Source organism: Acidovorax sp. FG48, from assembly GCF_057809085.1.
In genome coordinates this window covers 17,804-37,480 of record NZ_JBMDJH010000024.1, presented here as the reverse complement: position 1 = coordinate 37,480, position 19,677 = coordinate 17,804, and the positions used below count along the sequence as shown (strand labels likewise).

Here is a 19,677-nt window from a genome sequence, read left to right as displayed (position 1 = left end):
TCAGCCCGCGCGCTTGGTCAACAAGGCGTTGGCCGCGCGTGAGTTGGGCTTGCGATCCAGAAAACCGCTGATGTAGGCGCCTGCATCGATGAGAAGGTCCAGGTCGATGCCGGTCTCGATGCCCATGCCCTGAAGCATGTAGACCACGTCCTCAGTGGCCACATTGCCCGTCGCTCCCTTGGCATAAGGGCAGCCGCCCAGCCCTGCCACGGACGACTGGAAGTTCCACACACCCAGCTCCAGCGCGGCCAGCGTGTTGGACAGCGCTTGGCCGTAGGTGTCGTGGAAGTGTCCCGAGACTTCATCGATGCCAAAGTGCTGCAGCGTGGCCTCCAGGGCTTTCTGCACCTTCCGCGGTGTGCCCACGCCAATGGTGTCGGCCACATCCACGCGCTGCACCCCAATGCCCTTGAGCAGGCCCGCCAGGTACGCCACGCGTTCGGGGGCAATATCGCCTTCGTACGGACAGCCCACGGTGCAGCTCATGGCGCCGCGCACGCGGATGCCTGCGGCCAACGCGGCCTCTACCACCGGGGCAAAGCGCTCAATGCTCTCGGCAATGCTGCAGTTGATGTTGCGCTGGCTGAAGGCCTCGCTGGCGGAGCCGAAGACAACGATCTCGTCGGGTTTGTCCAGCACGGCAGCCTCAAAGCCCTTGAGGTTGGGCGTGAGCACCGAATACGCGACACCGCTCTGGCGGGTGATACCGGCCATCACCTCATGGTTGTCGGCCATCTGCGGCACCCACTTGGGACTGACGTAGCTGGTGACTTCGATCTCTTTCAGGCCCGCCTGCTGCAGGCGGTGCACCAGCTCGATCTTGACGGCGGCGGGCACCGGAGTTTTTTCGTTCTGCAGGCCGTCGCGGGGGCCAACGTCGATGAGGTGGACGCGGGAGGGAATGCTCATGGGGCTACCAAGGGTGGATCAAGGAATGCCGCCATTGTCTCGCCACCGCCTCCACAGGGCCACCCCATATCGTGCCAGACCATTCGCCGGACGCGCCATCAGCCAGTACGGGTGCCATCACCCGCCACCTCTTGCCGCAGCAGGGCCACCATGGCCTGCGCCGCCAGCGACAGCGGCCGCCCCCTGAGCGTGATCAGCCCGATGGGCCGGTGCAGCACGGGCGCCTTGAGCGGGCGTGTGACCACCTCGGGCCGGCGCACCACCTGGGCGGCCAGCTCGGGCAGCGCGCTCACACCAAGCCCCGCTGCCACCATGGCCGCAATGGTGGCCAAGTGCTCCACCTCGTAGCGGGGTTCAAAGCGGATGCGGTGCGTCAGCAGGGCCTCTTGCGCGTACTGCCGCACGCTGGTGCCCGCGGGCATGGAGATGTGGTGCAGCTCGGCCACGTCGGCCCAGGCGATGGCACCCCGCCCACGGGCCAGGGCGTGCGTGCGCTGCATCAGCAGCACAAACCGGTCGGACACCAGCGGGGTGTAGTCCAGGTCCGCATAGGCGGGGTTGGCCGCGGTGAGGGCAAAGTCCACGCGCCCGGCACGCACCATGTCAAACGCCGGGCCCGCCAGGCTGTCGATCAGCTCCATCTGCACGCCCGGGTGCTGTGTGGCGAACCGGGCAAACGCGCGGGGCACGGCACCGGCTGCCAGCGACGGCAGCGCCGCCAGCGCAATGCGCCCCACCTGCAGCTGCGCCACCTCCTGCACGCGGCGCACGGTCTCCTCCATCTGGTGGCGCAGAAACCGCGCCTGCTCGGCAAACACCTCGCCCGCCAGCGTGAGCTGCACGGTGCGCGTGGTGCGCTCGAACAGGCGCACATCCAGCATCTCCTCCAGCCGCGCCACCGTGCCCGACACCGCCGACTGCGACAGGTGCATCTGCAAGGCCGTGCGCCGAAAGCTCAGCGTCTCGGCCAACGACAGGAACACATCCACCTCGCGGGCAGACCAATTGATCTTCATAGCCGATCAGTCTATCGAAAAAGACGTCTGGACCGCGCAATGCGAGCCCCCTAGACTGAATTCAACGCAAGCACACCGCTTGAGCAGATTGAGAGCCACAAGGAGACACGATGGAGAACAGTTCGCCGCGCAGCGCGCGCACCGTGGTGGTAGGCGGAGGCACCATGGGGGCCGATGTGGCCGTGGTCCTGGCCCGGGGCGGCGCGCAGGTCACGGTGGTGGACCCCCACGCCGCCCGCCGCGACCACTTGCTGCCCCACATTGCGCAGGAGCTGGCCGCTGCCGGCCAGGCCGCCCACGCCGGCCCGGTGCAGGTGTGCGCCAGCCTGCAGGACGTGGACTGGAGCGGCGTGGTGCTGGTGGTGGAATGCATCACCGAGCAACTGGCAGCCAAACAAAAGCTGTTTGCCGAGCTGGAAACCGTCGCCCCCCCCAACGCCGTGCTGGCCAGCAACAGCTCGGGCTTTCCCATCAGTGCCATCGCCCAGGGACTGACCACGGCGCAGCGCATGCTGGGCCTGCACTTCTTCATGCCCGCCCACCTGGTGCCGCTGGTGGAGGTGGTGCTGGGCGAGCGCAGCGACCCGGCACTGGGCACCTGGCTGCACGCCTTCATGCGCGGCTGCGGCAGCGTGCCGGTGCTGGTCAAGAAGGACAAGCCCGGCTTTCTGGCCAACCGCATGCAGCACGCGCTCTCGCGCGAGGCCTTTGCACTCATCGACGAAGGCATTGCCTCGCCCGAAGACGTGGACGCCGCCGTGCGCTTTGGCTTCGGCTTCCGCTTTCTGGCGGCAGGCCCTGTGCTGCAGCGCGACCATGCGGGCATTGAGGTGCACACCGCCGCCGCAGCCACCATGTACCCCACGCTGTCGAACACCGACGTACCCGCCCAGGCCCTGCGCGACAAGGTGGCGCAGGGTCAGCTGGGCATGAAGACCGGCAAGGGCTTTTTCGACTGGCCCGAAGACCGCAAGCAGGCCGAACGCGCGCGCTACGACACGCTGCTGCGCCAGGGCCTGGCCCTGCTGGCGAGCGAGCTGCCCACCATCGAGCCCCCCACCGCCACCTCACCGACGGACACCCCATCGACCACCGGAGCCCGCGCATGAGTGCATCGCCCGCATCACCCACCATTGCCAGCCAGTGGGTTGACCCGCTGATCGTGACCGTGGCGCCCAACGGCGCCTACAAGCAGCCTGCCGACCACTCCGCCGTGCCCATCACACCGGCCACGCTGGCCACCACGGCCAAGGCCTGCCTGGACGCGGGAGCGGCCATGCTGCACATGCACATACGCGACGCGCAAGGCCGCCACAGCCTCGATGTGGAGGGCTACCGCGAGGCGCAGCGCGTGGTGCGCCAGGCCGTGGGCGACGCGATGGTCATACAGATCACCAGCGAAGCCGCAGGCGTGTACCAGGCCCCCGCGCAGATCGCCATGGTGGAGGCCCTGCAACCCGAGGCCGTGTCCATCGGCCTGCGCGAAGTGGACAAGCCCGAGATCGGCGAAGCCGGACTGCAGCGCTTCTTCACTGGCCTCGCCCAGCGCCGCACCATGGTGCAGGTCATCCTGTATGACGTGGCCGACCTGCGCCGCTGGCAGGCACTGCGCGCCAGTGGCGTGGTGCCGGATGCGCCTTGGTTCCTGCTGTTTGTGCTGGGCCGCTACAGCGCGGGCCAGACCTCCAGCCCGCGCGACCTGCTGCCTTTTCTGAACGCCCATGACGGCAACGAGCCCTGGGCCGTGTGCGCCTTCGGGGCGGCAGAGAACTCCTGCGTGGCCGCAGCCGCCGTGTTTGGCGGCCACGCCCGCGTGGGGTTTGAAAACAACCTGCTGTGCAAGGACGGCAGCGTTGCGCCCGACAACGCCGCACTGGTGCGCCAGGCCGTAGACGCCGCCAATGCGCTGGGCCGCCCGCTGGCCACCGCCGCCGACATCCGGCAGCGCTTTGGCGCGCCCTGACAGCCCCCCGTTCACTTCCTCCATCGACATCAACCCGCAGCAGACGGGCCTTATCCATCCCCACAGGAGACAGACATGCACCACCGCCCCATTTCCTCATCCACGGCCCGCACCACCCGCCGCACCGTGCTGCACGCAGCCCTGGCCGTCCCCCTGGCCTTGGGCCTTGCAGGGCAGGCCGCCGCACAGTCGGCCGCTACCGCGTTCCCCAGCAAGACCATCCGCTTTGTGGTGCCCTACCCGCCCGGCGGCCCCACCGACCTGATGGCCCGCATGCTGCAACCCGAGCTCCAAAGCCGCCTGGGTGTACCTGTGGTGGTTGACAACAAGGGTGGCGCCGGTGGCAACACTGGCAGCGCCGAGGTGGCCAAGCAGGCGCCAGCGGACGGCCACACGCTGCTGCTGGCCGCCAGCGGCCCGATGGCGGTCAACCCCTCGCTGTACGCCAGCATGCCGTTCAACCCGCTGTCCGATCTGGTGCCGGTGATCCAGCTGTCGGCATTCCCGCTGGTGCTGGAGGTGCATCCCTCCCTGGGCGTCAAGACACTGGCCGAGTTCCTGGCCATGGCCAAGGCCGGCAAGCCGGTGCTGAGCTACGCGTCGGCCGGCAACGGCACACCGCAGCACCTGGCGGGCGAGCTGTTCAACACCACAGCGGGCGTGAAGATGGGGCACATCCCCTACCGTGGCGCTGGCCCCGCGCTCAACGACCTGATCGGCGGACAGGTGAACGTGATGTTCGACATCGTCGGTAGCTCCCTGCCCCACATCCAGGCGGGCAAACTCATTCCGCTGGCCGTCACCTCCAGCGAACGGGCCAAGGTGCTGCCCAATGTGCCCACCATGGCGGAGGCTGGCATTGCGGGCTACCAGATCACCGGCTGGCATGGCATTGCGGTGCGAGCCGGCACCCCGCAAGCCACCGTCGACAAGCTCAACGCCACGGTGAATGCGATTTTCAAGGAACCCGCCTTCCGCGCCAAATGGGAAGCCATTGGCACGCCTGCGGTGGGGGGCACGGCGGCAGATTTCGGGGCGCTCATCAAGGCCGACGCGCAGCGACTGGGCAAGCTGGTGCGCGATGCCGGCGTGACGGTGGATTGAAAAGGCACACCCTCTGTGCCCGCGCACAGAGGGCTATGCGACAGACCTGGGTCGCAAGCGCAGCAACAGCCAGCCCAGCGCCATGCCAATGGCACTGGACAGCAGCATCACCGTACCGGCCACGATCTTCACGGCGGTGGAGCTGCTGATCTCGGCCTGCGACGGGTCTTGGGCGGAGTAGCGCACTGAGACGGTCTCACCCACCTCGTGGATGGCCTGCTGCTGGCGTGCGACCGAGTCTGTGAACCGGAATCTCCGCCCATCGCCCGCCGCAAACTCCACAATGCTTTTCTTGGCAAGCCCCCGGCGGTGGGCCGCGCCCGTCATGATTTCTTCATGCGCCACCACCCGGCCCTTGGCGGTGTGTGTGTCGCCCAGCATGTTCATGCCAGAGGCCAATAACCACGCCGCACCCAGCGCGGTCAAGGCGCTGGGCACCAGCAGGATCCAGCCCAAAAGACCAAAGAAGCGGCGGAAGGTGGAGGAGCTCATGCCCGCCATTCTCTACGCTGGCGAGCGCGTGGACCGTCGGCCTCAGTAGCCTCGCGCGGGGTTCACGATGCCCGCCACCGTCTCGCCGTGCGCCAGCGCCACCATCTTGCGTGCGATCTGGGCAATGCTCTCGTCGCGCAGCGTGCGCGCCGAGGTGTGGGGCGTGACGGTGATGCACGGGTGCGTCCAGAACGCATGGCCTGCGGGCAACGGCTCGGTGCGGAACACATCGAGTGTGGCGCCTGCCACATGGCCGCTGTCAATGGCGGCCAGCAGGTCTTCGTCCACCAGGTGCGCGCCGCGCGCCACATTGATCACATAAGCGCCGGGCAACAGGCGGCCCAGCGTGTCCTTGTTGATTACGTTGGCCGTATCGGGCGTGAGGGGCAGCAGGTTAACCAGCACGCGGCTCGCGGCCAGAAAATCATTGAATTGATCTGCGCCCGCAAAGCCGCGCACGCCGTCGATGGCCTTGGGGCTGCGGCTCCAGCCATTGATCGGAAATTCAAACTGCGCCAGCGCCTTGGCAACCCGCTCGCCCAGCACGCCCAGGCCCATCACGCCGATGGGGTAGTCGCTGCGCAGGCGCGGCTTGCGGTAGCCCCAGCGGCCCGCCTGGGTGTCGGCCTCATAGCCGTCAAACTCGCGGAAGTGGCGGATGACCGCGTGGCACACGTACTCGGCCATCTGCACCGCCATGCCTGCGTCGTCCAGGCGCACCACCAGGGCCTTGGGAGGCAAGCGCAGCTTGAGCAGGGCATCCACCCCCGCGCCAATGTTGAACAGGGCCTTGAGGCCCGGCTGCTCGTCCATGAACTGCTGGGGCGGCGCCCACACCACGGCGTAGTCGGCCTGCGGGGCGCCGGGTTGCCAAACAGAAATCTCAGCGCCTGGAAGCGCGGCGGCCAGGCCCTGCAGCCAGGGTTCGGCCTTGGTGTCGGTACAGCAAAAGGTGATTTTCATGGGCCCCAAGCGTAGCCGCATTGAGCCCCCTGCGCTGTCACCTGCAGACGACTCGGGACACTACTTGGCTCAGGCCTTGTCGACGGCTACCAGCTTGAGCAGTTCTGCCCCCTCGGTCACCTGGTCGCCCGGCGCATACAGCAGCTCCTGCACCACACCATCCGCAGGGGCAGCAATGGTGTGTTCCATCTTCATGGCTTCCATCACTGCCAGCGGTTGGCCCTTGGTTACCGCATCGCCCGCCTTCACGGCAAACGACACCACCTTGCCAGGCATCGGGGCTGTGAGGCGCCCGCCTTCGGCCGCAGCCTCGCCCGCGTGGGCCAGCAGGTCGATGGCAGTGATCTGCGTGGCGCCCAGCGGGGCGAATACGTGGTCCACCTCGCCCTGGGCATACACAGCCGCACGCGTGCGCTGACCTGCAAACTGCAATTCGATGCCCTGCCCCACAGCGCTGAACACCAACGGCCCGGCCACTGCGGCATCGCCTTCGCCGACGGCCAGATGCAGGCTGCCACCACGCTCGTAGGTCAGCAGCGCCTTGGCGTGCTCACCACCAAACTCGAACTCAAACCGGCGCTGCACCACGCCATGGGTGTGAAAACCATCGCGGCGGCTGAAGGGGTCCACGCCCTCGCTGGCGCGCTCGCGCAGCAGGGTCTGAGCCACGGCGGCAGCAGCCGCCAGGGGCAAGCCCACGGGCTCCTGGTGGAACAGCACCGCCTGCTCGCGCGGGATCAGCGCGGTGTCCAGCTTGGCGCTGGCAAATGCCTCGGTGCGGGCCACGCGGCGCAAAAACTGCACGTTGGTTGCCAGGCCCACGATGTGGGTCTGGGCCAGCGCCTCATCCAGCCGGGCCAGGGCTTGCGCACGCGTGTCGCCGTGCACGATGAGCTTGGCCACCATGGAGTCGTAGAACGGGCTGATCGCATCGCCCTGGCGCACGCCGGAATCCACGCGCACCGCGCCCCGTTCGAAGGTCACACACTCGGGCAGCGCGTACACGTTGAGCGCCCCGGTGGCGGGCAGGAAGTTGTTGTCGGGATTCTCGGCGCAGATGCGCGCCTCGATGGCGTGGCCGTGGATGTGCAAGTCTTCCTGCTTCAGTGGCAAGGGCTCGCCAGACGCCACACGCAGCTGCCACTCCACCAGATCGAGGCCCGTGATGGCCTCGGTCACGGGGTGCTCAACCTGCAGGCGGGTGTTCATCTCCATGAAGTAGAACTTCATCTGCTCGGGCGCGTCGTAGCCGCCGGGCTGCTCGACGATGAATTCCACCGTGCCCGCGCCCACGTAGTTCACCGCCCGTGCTGCGGCCACGGCAGCCTCGCCCATGCGGGCGCGCAGCTCCGGCGTCATGCCGGGGGCGGGCGCTTCTTCCAGCACCTTCTGGTGGCGGCGCTGCACCGAGCAGTCGCGCTCAAACAGGTACACGCAGTTGCCGTGCGTGTCGCCGAACACCTGGATCTCGATGTGGCGCGGGCGCTGCACGTACTTTTCGACCAGCACTGCGTCATCACCAAAGCTGTTGATGGCCTCGCGCTTGCAGGAGTCGAGCGCAGCGGCGAAGTCCTCGGCCTTGTCCACCGCGCGCATGCCCTTGCCACCGCCACCAGCGCTGGCCTTGATGAGCACGGGGTAGCCAATGCGGTCGGCCTCGCGTTGCAACATGGCGGGGTCTTGATCAGCGCCGTGGTAGCCCGGCACCAGGGGCACCTGGGCCTGCTCCATCAGGCGCTTGGACTCGGCCTTGAGCCCCATGGCGTTGATCGCGCTGGCGGGGGGGCCGATGAAGACCAGGCCCGCATCGGCACATGCTTTTGCGAAGTCTTCGTTCTCGCTCAGAAAGCCGTAGCCCGGGTGGATGGCCTGCGCGCCCGTGGTCTTGGCGGCGTCGATGATTCGCTCCCAGCGCAGATAGCTGTCCTTGGGCGCACTGCCGCCAATGTGCACGGCCTCATCGCACACGGCCACATGTTTGGCGTTGGCGTCGGCGTCGGAATACACGGCGACAGTCTTCACGCCCAGACGCTTGGCCGTGGCGGCCACTCGGCAAGCGATCTCACCGCGATTGGCAATCAAAATTTTCGTAAACATCTAAGCCACCTTGGCAGAACCAGAAAAGAAAGAAGACAAGCGCCGCACCACGGCGCGCAGAAACTTGAACAGCACCACCAGCAGCAGCACCGACACCGCCACCATCACCACCAGCGCCACACCAAAGGCCACCGGGTGCTGCGTGGCCAGCCACACCACCGCTACCACCAGGCCATCCTCAAAGAACGACAGGCCCCAGTTGGAAAACGGCTCGGGCGAGGTGTTCACCGCTGCACGCGTAGTCATCTTGGTGGCCAACGCGGTGGCCGAGAGCGATCCGCCCAGCAGCCCCGCCAGCACGGCCAGGGTGGCGTTGTCGGCGCCGAACACGCCGAAGGCCAGGGCCGCACCTGCAGGCACGCGGATGAAGGCATGCAGGGCATCCCAGGCGCTGTCTACCCACGGCACCTTGTCGGCAAAAAACTCCACCATCAGCAGCACGCCACTCACCATCAGCACCAGCGGGTTCTGCAGCACGGCCAAGCCGGGGGGCAGTGGCATCCAGCCCAGCACGCCCATCATTCCCACCAGGAACACCACGGCATACAAGCGAAAGCCGCTGGCCCAGCCCAGGGCGGCGGCCAAAGCCAGCAGGCTGGGCATGTCGAGCTTCGCGGTTGCCGTGGCCGCCACGTCGCCCACGGCGCGCGCAGTGCCGCCATCCACATGCAGCCCCAGCGTGTGGAGCCACTGCACGATGTTGAACCAGAGGGTGTCCATGGCCTGCGCTTACCGGTCAGCCCAACCAGTTGGGCTTGCGCTTGTTCAGGAAGGACTGCACGCCCTCCTTGCCTTCGTCGCTGGCGCGGATGTCGGCAATGCCCTGCACGGTGGCAGCGATCAGGCCCGCGTTGATCTCGCGCTCGGCCACATCCATCACCAGCTTCTTGCACACACGCACGGCGTTGGGGCTGGCGGTGGTCAGGACCTTGAGCAGTTCGTCCACCTTGGCATCGAGCTGGTCGGCAGCCACCACCTCGTGCACAAAGCCGATGCGCAGCGCCTCGGCCGCGCCAAAACGCTCGGCCGTCAGAAAGTAGCGGTGCGCAGCGCGCGCGCCCATGGCACGGATCACATAGGGGCTGATGGTGGCGGGGATGAGACCCAGCTTCACTTCGCTGAGGCAGAAGCCCGCCGTGTCCACCGCCACAGCCATGTCGCATGCAGCCACCAGACCCATGCCACCGGCGTACACATCGCCCTGCACGCGGGCTATTGTGGGCTTGGGGCATTCATAAATCACGCGCAGCATCTCGGCCAGCTTGCCCGCGTCGGCGATGTTTTCATCGCGCGTGTAGTCGGCCATGCGGCGCATCCAGTTGAGGTTGGCACCGGCGCAAAAGGCCAGGCCTTCGGCCGCCAGCACCACGGCGCGCACATCGGCGCGCCCCCCCACATCGATGAAGGCGGCGGTGATCTCGGCAATGACTTCGTCACTGAACGCGTTGCGAATCTCCGGCTGCGTGAGCGTGATGCGCGCCACGGCGCCGGTCTGGGTGATGGAAAGGTTCTGGCTGCTCATGGCTTGGACGGGTTTTGCAGAAAGTAGACAAGGTCCAGCTCGGGGCAAGGCTGGCCCAGTGCGGTCAATGCGGCAGTGATCTGGCCCCGGTGGTGCGTGCCGTGGTTGAACACATGCGCCAGCGTGGCGGCAAAAGGCAGCGATGCCGCCGTGCCGCGCATGGTGGTGTAGTCGAGCGTGCCGGTCCAGCGCTCGGGCGAGAACGACGCAATCAGCGGCACCCAACGGTCCGCGCCTTCGCGCAGCCGGGCATCGAGCTGCGCGCGGTCACTCTCCAGCTCGGCGTCCAGGGCCACCTTGGGCGAGATTCCTTGGGCAAAGCGCACAAACCACAGATGGTGCTCGCCCACCAGCAGGTGGTTGAGCGTGCCATGGATGCTTTTGAAGAACAGGCCCACATCGCGCCGGTAGGCCTCCTCCGGCAGCGCCCGCACGGCATCGAGCACGCGCGCCGTGGCCCACACGTTGTAGCGTGCCAGCTGGGTGAAGTGGGCAACAGCGTCCATCGCAGCTCTCGGTTCCGGCTTTGGTGGGGTTACATCCGGAACAGGCCGAACTTGGTGTCTTCGATGGGCGCGTTGCGCGTGGCGGCCAGGCCCAGCGCCAGCACGCGGCGCGTGTCGGCGGGGTCGATCACGCCATCGTCCCACAGGCGCGCGGTGGCGTAGTAGGGGTGGCCCTGGTCTTCGTACTGGCGGCGGATGGGGGCCTTGAAGGCTTCTTCTTCCTCCATGCTCCACTGCCCGCCCTTGGCCTCGATACCGTCGCGTTTCACCGTGGCCAGCACGCCCGCGGCCTGCTCTCCGCCCATCACGCTGATGCGTGCGTTGGGCCACATCCACAGGAAGCGGGGGCTGTACGCGCGGCCGCACATGCCGTAGTTGCCTGCGCCAAAGCTGCCGCCGATGATGATGGTGAACTTGGGAACACTCGCAGTGGCCACGGCCGTGACCATCTTGGCGCCGTTGCGGGCAATGCCTTCGTTTTCGTACTTGCGGCCCACCATGAAGCCGGTGATGTTCTGCAGGAACACCAGCGGGATCTTGCGCTGGCAGCACAGCTCGATGAAATGCGCGCCCTTGAGGGCCGACTCGCTGAACAAGATACCGTTGTTGGCGATGATGCCGACCATCATCCCCTCGATGCGCGCAAAGCCCGTGACCAGCGTGGTGCCGTAGCGCGCCTTGAACTCGTCGAACTCGCTGCCGTCCACAATGCGGGCAATGATCTCGCGCACATCAAAGGGCTTGCGCGTGTCCACCGGGATCACGCCATAGAGTTCTTCTGCTGCAAATTTAGGAGCTACCGGCGCATGATCCACTAGCGCCTGTGGCTTGTTTTTATTCAAATTGCGCACCGCATTGCGTGCCAGCTGCAGCGCATGCAGGTCGTTTTGCGCCAGGTGGTCGGCCACGCCCGACAGGCGCGTGTGCACATCGCCACCGCCCAGGTCTTCGGCGCTCACCACCTCGCCCGTGGCGGCCTTCACCAGCGGTGGGCCACCCAAAAAGATCGTGCCCTGGTTCTTGACGATGATGGATTCATCGCTCATCGCTGGCACATACGCGCCGCCGGCCGTGCACGATCCCATCACCACCGCGATCTGGCTGATGCCCATGGCGCTCATGTTGGCCTGGTTGAAGAAGATGCGGCCGAAGTGGTCGCGGTCGGGGAAGACCTCGTCCTGGTTGGGCAGGTTGGCGCCACCCGAGTCCACCAGATAGATGCAGGGCAGGTGGTTCTGCTGCGCCACCTCTTGGGCACGCAGGTGCTTCTTGACGGTGAGCGGGTAGTAGGTGCCGCCCTTTACCGTGGCGTCGTTGCACACGATCATGCAGTCCACGCCGCTCACGCGGCCAATGCCCGCGATGAGCCCCGCACAGGGCGCGTCGTTGTTGTACATGTTCAGTGCGGCCAGCGGCGCGAGTTCAAGGAACGGCGTGCCGGGGTCCAGCAGCATCTGCACGCGCTCGCGCGGCAGCAGCTTGCCGCGCGCGGTGTGCTTGGCGCGGGCGGCTTCGCCGCCGCCCTGGGCCACCTTGTCGAGCTGAGCGCGCAGGTCATCCACCAGCGTGCGCATGGCAGCGGCATTGGCCAGAAAATCCGCCGAGCGGGCGTTGAGTTGGGTGTCGAGAATGGTCATACGGTCTTGCTCTTTCAAGCGGTTTTCTGTTCTTCCAGACCCAGCTGGTCCTTCATCTCGTCGCGGATCTTGAACTTCTGGATCTTGCCCGTCACCGTCATCGGAAAGCTGGTGACAAAGCGGATGTAGCGCGGCACCTTGTAGTGCGCGATCTGGCCCTTGCAGAAGGCGCGGATGTCGTCTTCGGTGGGCTGGGTGCCGGGCTTGGCGATGATCCAAGCGCAGAGTTCTTCGCCGAACTTCTGGTCGGGCACGCCCACCACCTGCACATCCTGCACCTGCGGGTGGCGGTACAAAAACTCTTCAATCTCGCGCGGGTAGATGTTCTCGCCGCCGCGGATCACCATGTCTTTGATGCGGCCGACGATGTTGACGTAGCCCTCGGCGTCCATGGTGGCCAGGTCGCCGGTGTGCATCCAGCCACCTTCGTCAATCGCCTCGCGGGTCTTGGCTTCGTCGCCCCAGTAGCCGTGCATGACGGAGTAGCCCTTGGTGCAGAACTCGCCGCGCTGGCCGATGGGCACCACCGCGCCGGTGTCCGGGTCCACGATCTTCACCTCCAGGTGCGGCTGTACCTGGCCCACGGTCGATACGCGCTTGTCCAGCGGCGTGTCGGTGCTGCTCTGGCAGCTCACGGGGCTGGTCTCGGTCATGCCGTAGGCAATGGTGATCTCGCGCAGGTGCATCTGCTCCACCACGCGCTTCATCACCTCGGTGGGGCACGGCGAGCCGGCCATGATGCCGGTGCGCAGCGTGCTCAGGTTGAACTCGGCAAAACGCGGGTGGTCCAGCTCGGCAATGAACATGGTGGGCACGCCGTGCAGGCCGGTGCAGCGCTCGTCCTGCACCGTCTGCAGCACGGTGAGCGGGTCAAACCCGTCGTTGGGGTACACGATGGTGGCGCCGTGGGTAAAGCACGCCAGGTTGCCCAGCACCATCCCAAAGCAGTGGTACAGCGGCACGGGGATGCACAGCCGGTCTTCGGGCGTGAGCTTCATGCACTCGCCGATGAAGAAGCCGTTGTTGAGGATGTTGCGGTGCGTGAGCGTGGCCCCCTTGGGGAAGCCCGTGGTGCCGCTGGTGAACTGGATGTTGATGGGGTCGGTGGCTTTGAGCGTCACTGCGATGGGCCCCAGGCGCGGATCGGCCGCGTTACCGCGTGCCAGCAGGTCGGTAAAGCGCATCAGGCCCGGTTCTTCGGCACCCTCCCCCGCCTCATCGATCCACACCACCGTGTTCAGGTGGGGGAGCTTCACGGAGCCCAGTTGCCCCGGCTGCTGGTGGTGCCACTCGGGCGCCAGCTCGCGCAGCATGCCCAGGTAGTCGCTGGTCTTGAAGCGCGCCATGGTCGCCAGCAGCTTGCAGCCCACCTTGTTCAGCGCGTATTCGACTTCGGACGTGCGGTAGGCCGGGTTGATGTTGACCAGCACCAGGCCCACCTGCGCGGTGGCCAGCTGCATCAGCACCCATTCGGCGTTGTTGTGCGACCAGATGCCCACGCGGTCGCCGGGGGTGAGCCCCATGCCCAGCAGCGCGCTGGCCAGGCGGTGCGCCTCGGTCTGCAACTGGGCGTAGGTGTAGCGGCGGCCCTGGTGCACGCTGACCAGCGCCTCGCGCTCGGGCTGGCGGGCCACCATGTCGGCAAAGAAGGCGCCGATGGTCTGCTCGATCAGGGGAACATCGGTAGCGCCACGGGCGTAGCTGTCCACCAGCGGTGCGGATTGTGTTGCGGCTGCAGTCGTCACAGGTTTGTCTCCTCGGTCATCCGGCCAGCGCGAGCAGAGCGCGCAGGGCGAGCCATTCGAAAGCATAGGCAAGCATAGAAGCCCACGGCCCTGCCGGGTTGCCACAATGGTTGCAAATCGTGCCACGACTGGCACACTCTGTAACGTGAATTCACCTGCCTCTATCTCCCACCGCCTGTCTGCTTCCGCCACAGCTCCCGCCGCCACGCCGACTGCACCGGCAGCTACGCCCATAGCGTTCGTGCGCGCCATTGCGCTCGCCTATGAACGGCGCGGCATGAGCCCCGAACGCGCCCTGGCCCAGGCACAGATTGCGCCGCAGCTGCTGCAGGACGACAGCGCCCGCATCACCGCCTGGCAGATGGAACAGATCTCCGACGCCGCCATGCAGGAGCTGGACGACGAGGCCCTGGGCTGGTTCAGCCGCCGCCTGCCCTGGGGCAGCTACGGCATGCTGGCGCGCGCCAGCATCAGCTCGCCCACGCTGCAGGTCGCCCTGTCCCGCTGGTGCCGCCACCACGGCCTGCTGGCGGACGACATTGCGCTGCACCTCACCACCACCGGCGACACTGCCACCCTGGCCATCACCGAGGCCCGCGACCTGGGCGCGCTGCGCGAGTTCTGCCTGGTGTCGGTGCTGCGCAATGCCCACGGCCTGGCCTGCTGGATGGTGGACTCGCGCATCCCCCTCATCGCTGCCGAATTTGCGTTTGATGCCCCGCCGCACGCCGATGCGTATGCCGTGCTGTTCCGTGGCCCGTCCACCTTTGGCGCACCGCGCACGGCCATCCACTTTGACGCCCGCTACCTTCACCTGCCCCTGCGCCGCGACGAACAGGCACTGCGCCAGATGCTGCAGCACGCCCTGCCCCTGACCGTGCTGCACTACCGCCGCGACCGCCTGCTGGTGCAGCGCGTGCGCCAGCTGCTGGCCGCGCCCCTGCCGGGCCAGCCTGCGCATGCCCTGCCCCAGCACAGCGCCGAATCGCTGGCCGCGCTGCTGCACGTATCGCCGCGCACGCTGCACCGGCAGCTGAAGGAAGAAGGCGCCACGCTGCAGGGCCTGAAAGACGAGGTGCGCCGCACCCGCGCGGTGGAGCTGCTGCACCGCACGCAGCGGCCCATCAAGCAGGTGGCGGAGGCCGCGGGGTTTGAGAACGAGAAGAGTTTTATCCGGGCGTTTAGGGGGTGGACGGGGCAGTCGCCGGCGGAGTTTCGTAGGGCGGTGAGGGTGTAGTCGAGGCGGACCCGCTACCCAAGTAATTGCAGCAAGGAGATTCAGTTGTGGCAACCCACACATTTGTCTATTTCGAGCATGAGGAAGCAGCTGAACTCGCGCGGCTTCAGAGCATTAAGTTCGACCTACAAAGCGCAGTGCAACTTTGCGAGTTTTTCGAAGAACAATGCGCACAGTCGGCCTATGGGTATGCTGGCTCTGAAATAACAGATGCGTTCTCAACAGCAATTCTTGTTCGGTATAGCCGTGCATTTGTAAGCGGAGTGCGTCGTGGTATCGGCAACGAAGTTGTGGAGAACCTTCCATCTGAACAACGTGAAAATCATCAACGCATACGCGCTTTCCGCGACAAGCACATTGCTCACTCGGTAAATGCTTTCGAAAGCACGAGAGTCCAGGCACGCTACTGTCTAGAGAGAGTAGAACAGGAGGGGATCACGGGAGTGTCAACTGAACACCACCGCGTTATAGGACTGAGCTCGAAAGATGTGAGCGAAATCCAAGATTTGTGCCGAGTGATGATGGGCCATCTGGATAGCGAAATTGAAAAGGAAAAGACGCGACTGCTCGCAATTCTTCGGAGCATGCCTGTTTCGGAAGTTTTGTCGCGCCCATCAGTCCCCGCTCGTATCCCGGATCATTCTCAAGTAGACAAACGGCGCCCGAGGGCGTAGTCACCGCTTTCAAATTTCTGCCATGCTCCACCTCCACCACTGCGTCAGCGCCCGCTCCTTCCGCCCCCTGTGGATGCTCGAAGAGCTGCAACTGCCCTACCAGCTCCACATGCTGCCCTTCCCACCACGCGCCAAGGCGCGGTGGTTTCTGGATGAGAACCCGCTGGGCACGGTGCCGCTGCTGGTGCAGGGCGCAGCACCGAACGAGGTGCGCATGACCGAATCGGCGGCGATGTGCCAGTACCTCGCCGCCACACACCCCGACGCGGGGCTGGATGTGGCACCCACGCACCAGGCGTATGGCGCGTACCTGAACTGGCTGCACATGAGCGATGCGACGCTGACCTTTCCGCAGACGCTGGTGCTGCGCTATGGGCGGTTTGAACCGGCAGAGCGCAAGCAACCGCAGGTGGTGGAGGACTACAGCCGCTGGTTTCTGGCCCGGCTGCGCGCCGTGGAGACGGCGCTGACTCACGGCGCCAGCGACTACCTGTGTGCAGGCCGCTTCACGGCGGCGGATGTGGCGGTGGGTTATGCGCTGCTGCTGGCGCAGCACCTGGGGCTGAGTGCGCAATTTGGCCCGGCCACGCAGGCCTACTGGCAGCGGCTGCAGCAGCGGCCCGGTTACCAGCGGGCGATGGCAGTGCAGGTGCGTGCCGCTGAAGAGCAAGGTGTGCCCACCACGCCTGCACCCGATATGCAGCCCTGAGAACCTGTTCAAAGTCTTTTTGCGATCGCGCGGGGTGCCGTAAACAGGCTCTGTGGTCAGCAGCCCAGCAGCTCTGGCAACTCCGCCATGCTGCGAAACACATGCTGCGCGCCCGCAGCTCGCAGTGCGGCACCGTCGTCCAGCGGGGCGTAGGCAAACACGGTGGCCCCGGCCGCTACGCCGGCGGTCACTCCGGTCACCGTGTCTTCGACCACCGCACAGCGCGCGGGAGCGGCCTGCAGCGCTGCGGCAGCGGCCAGGTACACATCGGGCGCGGGCTTGGTGCGCGGCATCTCGTGGCCGCTGAAGATACGGCCCGCAAAGTAAGGCGCCAGCCCCACCTTGGCCAGCTGCATCTCGACCTTGAAGCGGTCGGCCCCTGAGGCACAGGCGATGCGCCCGTCATGGTGGGCGTGCACGCGCTCGACAGCACCGTGGATGTGCTCGATGGCGGTGAGCTGCGCCTCCAGCGCGGCATTGCGGCGTGCGTAGAAGGCCGACATCCATTCGTCGGTCAGCGGACGGCCCGTGTGGTGCTCAATGCGCGCGGCCTCGCTGCGCACCATCTTGCCGATGAAAAGGCGCATGCACTCTTCCGGCGTCAGCACCCACCCGGCCTCGGCCAGCATGTCGCGCAGCACGCCGTTGGTGATGGGCTCGCTGTCCACCAGCACGCCGTCACAGTCAAACAGGATTGCTTCAAATTGCATAGCTATCAAGGCATATTGCACTAGCGCTTGAGGTGGTTTTGGCTTGAATTTCAGCCATGGAGGTCTCCATCGACATAGAACCAGCGCCCCTCCTCGCGCACAAAACGGCTGGTCTCGTGCAGGCGCACGGCGCGCCCAGCGACACGGTAGCGGGCCACAAACTCGACCACGGCGTGGTCGGCATCGGTGGCGACGTATCGGCGCACGTCCAGCCCGAGCCATTTGGCCCCCGCATCAAAGTCGAGCGTGGCCGGGCGCGTGCTGGCGTGCCAGGTGGCCTGCAGGTAGTCGGCCCGCTCGCACGCAAAGGCGGTGTAGCGCGACCGCATGAGGCTTTCGGCATCGGGGGCGGCCATGGCATCCAGCCCGGGTGCCGCCAGGTAACGGCCGCAACAGCTGGCGAGTGGCAAGGGGGCTGCGCTTTTGCCCTTGCTGCCACCCGGGCCCGCAGGCGCCAGGCGCCCGCAGGGGCAGGGGTCGTTGGGCAGTGGCAAGGGCATCGTGACGTCTCTCAGCGCAAGGCACCAAACACCTTGCGGGCGATGGCGCTGCCGGCAGCGGCCGGGTCCTGGCGGATCTTGCGCTCTTCCTCACCGATCATGAGGTACAGACCGTCCAGCGTCTTGCCGGTGACGTACTGCGCCAGGTTGGCGTCTTCGGCCTTCAGCAGGCCAAAACTCGCGGCTTTGCCCGCGAAGGCGTTGTATTTCTGCGTGAGGCCGACTTTCTCGGTGGCCTGGTTCACCACGGGCAGAAAGCGCTGGCCCAGTGGCGTGCGCGTCTTGTCGGCAAAAAAGGCGGTCACCGAGTTGTCGCCGCCGGTGAGGATGTTCTTGGCGTCGGTCACCGTCATGTTTTGCACCGCGCCCACCAGCAGGTCCTTGCCCATGGGCACGGCCGCTTCGGCGGCGCGGTTGATGGAGACCACCAGCTCGTCGATGCGCTTGCCCTGGCCCAGCGACTTCATGACCTTGGCGGCGTCGTCCAGGTAGCCCGGCAGGCCGATACGCACCTTGGGGTTGCCCAGAAAGCCGTCATTGCGGCCCAGCAGCGACACCGCCGCCTGCGCGCCCTGGGTCAGCGCGGCCTTGAGCCCGCTGGCGGCATCGGCATTGGTCAGATTGCCCAGCGACAGGGCCCAGGCATGTTGCGCGGTGGCGCACAGCAGAGCCCCGGCGAGGCTGGTCTGGGTGAATTGGCGGCGTTGCATGGATCGGGTCTTTCAGAAGGAGCACGGGCGGCACCCGATGGGCAGCCACGGGTGCGCGGAGACGATGAATACGGGATTTTCGCTCACCGCATCGAAGGGGCGCAGCAGGCCGTAGACTGCCCCCACCCAAGCATCCAACAAGGAACCTTGCAATGTGGGAAATGAGCGTGCCGTGGTGGGAATTTGTCGTGCGCGGCGTGGTGGTGTATCTGTTTCTGCTGGTGTTCATGCGCCTGTCGGGCAAGCGGCAGACGGGCCAGTACGAGCCGTTTGACCTGATCCTGCTGCTGATACTGTCGAACGCGGTGCAAAACTCGATGAACGCGGGCGACAACTCGCTGGTGGGCGGGCTCATCTCCGCCAGCACGCTGATGCTGTGCCACGTGGCCCTGGCCCGGCTGGCGTTTCACTTTCCGCGCATCGGGCGCTGGGTGGACGGCCAGGCGCAGGTGCTGATCAACAAAGGCCAGCTGAACCAGGCCCTGATGCGCAAGGAGCTGCTGACCCGCGACGACGTGGAGGCCGCGCTGCGCGCTGGCGGCTGCCTGCACGAGCACGAGGTAGAACGCGCCACCATCGAGACCAACGGCCAGATCACCGTGGTGCTGCGCCGCCGTGGCGACGAAAGCTGACCCGTCGCGCCCAGCGCCTGCAAACGCCCCTACACACAATCCGATATGACTGCACTGAATGTTCTGGGCACCATGCTGATGCCCTGCTCCTACGACCCGCTGACCGGCTTTTACCGCGACGGCTGCTGCAACACCGACGAGCACGACCACGGCACCCACGTGATCTGCGCACGCATGACGCAGGCGTTTCTGGACTTCTCGCTGTCGCGGGGCAACGACCTCATCACCCCCCGGCCAGAGTACCGGTTTGCAGGCCTCAAGCCCAACAACCGCTGGTGCCTGTGCGCCCTGCGCTGGAAGGAGGCCTACGAGGCGGGTGTGGCGCCGCCGGTGATCCTGGAGTGCACCCATGCGCGAGCCCTGGAGTTCGTGACGCTGGCGCAGTTGCAGAGCGCGGCGCTGTCCAGCCGCTGACCCCGTAGCCACGGGCCGTGGCGCACCCAGGACCGAGTGTGACGCTGCTGCCACCCTACTTCTGTCGGGTTGCCGGTGATTGGCCGCACGGCGAAAGATCAGGACTTTGTGTTCCTCCCTTTCGCTGCACATGCGGC

The 19,677-nt window shown here is 66.3% G+C and carries 21 protein-coding genes; 8 read left to right on the top strand and 13 right to left on the bottom strand.

Going from position 1 to position 19,677, the window contains the following annotated elements; translation table 11 throughout:
- Together ACODSU_RS22565 and ACODSU_RS22560 are read right to left on the bottom strand one after the other, a co-directional pair.
- Entirely contained in the window at positions 1–909 is a 909-nt protein-coding gene (locus ACODSU_RS22565; protein ID WP_488844959.1) for a hydroxymethylglutaryl-CoA lyase, read from the bottom strand.
- A 98-nt stretch (positions 910–1,007) separates the two neighbouring features.
- A complete protein-coding gene (locus ACODSU_RS22560) occupies positions 1,008–1,925 on the bottom strand; it encodes a LysR substrate-binding domain-containing protein (RefSeq protein ID WP_488844957.1) in 918 nt (305 codons plus the stop codon).
- Between the two features lie 110 nt (positions 1,926–2,035).
- Here ACODSU_RS22560 and ACODSU_RS22555 point away from each other — a divergent pair, with 110 nt between their 5' ends.
- From ACODSU_RS22555 to ACODSU_RS22545, 3 genes are all read left to right on the top strand, one after another.
- Positions 2,036–3,034: a 3-hydroxyacyl-CoA dehydrogenase family protein gene (locus ACODSU_RS22555; protein ID WP_488844955.1), complete on the top strand. Its 999-nt coding sequence runs from the start codon at positions 2,036–2,038 to the stop codon at positions 3,032–3,034.
- Positions 3,031–3,888 carry a beta-keto acid cleavage family enzyme gene (locus ACODSU_RS22550; protein ID WP_488844953.1) on the top strand — a complete coding sequence of 286 codons (858 nt, stop codon included), beginning with the start codon at positions 3,031–3,033 and terminating at the stop codon, positions 3,886–3,888. Before ACODSU_RS22555 ends, ACODSU_RS22550 begins: the two co-directional genes overlap by 4 nt.
- Before the next feature lie 75 nt (positions 3,889–3,963).
- Positions 3,964–4,992, top strand: coding sequence for a Bug family tripartite tricarboxylate transporter substrate binding protein (locus ACODSU_RS22545; protein WP_488844951.1), 1,029 nt, complete (start codon positions 3,964–3,966; stop codon positions 4,990–4,992).
- Positions 4,993–5,025: 33 nt separating this feature from the next.
- On the opposite strand, the gene ACODSU_RS22540 is transcribed toward ACODSU_RS22545, so the two are convergent.
- From ACODSU_RS22540 to ACODSU_RS22505, 8 genes are all read right to left on the bottom strand, one after another.
- Positions 5,026–5,484 (bottom strand): DUF3592 domain-containing protein, encoded by a 459-nt coding sequence (locus tag ACODSU_RS22540; RefSeq protein WP_488844950.1) that lies wholly within the window; start codon positions 5,482–5,484, stop codon positions 5,026–5,028.
- 42 nt (positions 5,485–5,526) lie between these two features.
- Positions 5,527–6,447 (bottom strand): 2-hydroxyacid dehydrogenase, encoded by a 921-nt coding sequence (locus tag ACODSU_RS22535; protein ID WP_488844948.1) that lies wholly within the window; start codon positions 6,445–6,447, stop codon positions 5,527–5,529.
- 69 nt (positions 6,448–6,516) lie between these two features.
- Entirely contained in the window at positions 6,517–8,544 is a 2,028-nt protein-coding gene (locus tag ACODSU_RS22530) for an acetyl/propionyl/methylcrotonyl-CoA carboxylase subunit alpha (protein ID WP_488844946.1), read from the bottom strand.
- Positions 8,545–9,264, bottom strand: a complete 720-nt coding sequence (locus ACODSU_RS22525; protein ID WP_488844944.1) for a DUF4126 domain-containing protein — start codon at positions 9,262–9,264, stop codon at positions 8,545–8,547. It lies immediately after the preceding gene.
- Positions 9,265–9,280: 16 nt separating this feature from the next.
- Positions 9,281–10,066, bottom strand: coding sequence for an enoyl-CoA hydratase/isomerase family protein (locus tag ACODSU_RS22520; protein ID WP_488844942.1), 786 nt, complete (start codon positions 10,064–10,066; stop codon positions 9,281–9,283).
- Positions 10,063–10,572, bottom strand: coding sequence for a DinB family protein (locus tag ACODSU_RS22515; protein WP_488805397.1), 510 nt, complete (start codon positions 10,570–10,572; stop codon positions 10,063–10,065). Before ACODSU_RS22515 ends, ACODSU_RS22520 begins: the two co-directional genes overlap by 4 nt.
- Before the next feature lie 29 nt (positions 10,573–10,601).
- Positions 10,602–12,209: a carboxyl transferase domain-containing protein gene (locus tag ACODSU_RS22510; protein ID WP_110960347.1), complete on the bottom strand. Its 1,608-nt coding sequence runs from the start codon at positions 12,207–12,209 to the stop codon at positions 10,602–10,604.
- A gap of 14 nt (positions 12,210–12,223) precedes the next feature.
- A complete protein-coding gene (locus ACODSU_RS22505; protein ID WP_488844940.1) occupies positions 12,224–13,954 on the bottom strand; it encodes an AMP-binding protein in 1,731 nt (576 codons plus the stop codon).
- Positions 13,955–14,060: 106 nt separating this feature from the next.
- Between ACODSU_RS22505 and ACODSU_RS22500 the strand changes: the two genes are divergently transcribed.
- The 3 genes from ACODSU_RS22500 to ACODSU_RS22490 are packed head-to-tail and all read left to right on the top strand — an operon-like array spanning position 14,061 to position 16,574.
- A complete protein-coding gene (locus ACODSU_RS22500) occupies positions 14,061–15,191 on the top strand; it encodes an AraC family transcriptional regulator (RefSeq protein ID WP_488844938.1) in 1,131 nt (376 codons plus the stop codon).
- Positions 15,192–15,238: 47 nt separating this feature from the next.
- Positions 15,239–15,865, top strand: coding sequence for a hypothetical protein (locus tag ACODSU_RS22495; RefSeq protein ID WP_488844936.1), 627 nt, complete (start codon positions 15,239–15,241; stop codon positions 15,863–15,865).
- Positions 15,866–15,887: 22 nt separating this feature from the next.
- Entirely contained in the window at positions 15,888–16,574 is a 687-nt protein-coding gene (locus ACODSU_RS22490) for a glutathione S-transferase family protein (protein WP_488844934.1), read from the top strand.
- A 56-nt stretch (positions 16,575–16,630) separates the two neighbouring features.
- On the opposite strand, the gene ACODSU_RS22485 is transcribed toward ACODSU_RS22490, so the two are convergent.
- The 3 genes from ACODSU_RS22485 to ACODSU_RS22475 are packed head-to-tail and all read right to left on the bottom strand — an operon-like array spanning position 16,631 to position 18,494.
- Positions 16,631–17,284 (bottom strand): HAD family hydrolase, encoded by a 654-nt coding sequence (locus tag ACODSU_RS22485; protein ID WP_488844919.1) that lies wholly within the window; start codon positions 17,282–17,284, stop codon positions 16,631–16,633.
- A gap of 50 nt (positions 17,285–17,334) precedes the next feature.
- The gene (locus ACODSU_RS22480; RefSeq protein ID WP_488844917.1) at positions 17,335–17,784 is read right to left on the bottom strand and encodes a YchJ family protein; all 450 of its coding nucleotides are present in this window, start codon (positions 17,782–17,784) and stop codon (positions 17,335–17,337) included.
- Positions 17,785–17,795: 11 nt separating this feature from the next.
- Entirely contained in the window at positions 17,796–18,494 is a 699-nt protein-coding gene (locus ACODSU_RS22475; protein ID WP_488844915.1) for a DUF4197 domain-containing protein, read from the bottom strand.
- A gap of 152 nt (positions 18,495–18,646) precedes the next feature.
- Here ACODSU_RS22475 and ACODSU_RS22470 point away from each other — a divergent pair, with 152 nt between their 5' ends.
- Complete coding sequence (locus ACODSU_RS22470) at positions 18,647–19,126, top strand: DUF421 domain-containing protein (RefSeq protein ID WP_015015772.1); 480 nt, start codon at positions 18,647–18,649, stop codon at positions 19,124–19,126.
- Positions 19,127–19,171: 45 nt separating this feature from the next.
- Complete coding sequence (locus ACODSU_RS22465) at positions 19,172–19,540, top strand: DUF2237 family protein (RefSeq protein ID WP_015015773.1); 369 nt, start codon at positions 19,172–19,174, stop codon at positions 19,538–19,540.
- Positions 19,541–19,677: the final 137 nt, after the last annotated feature.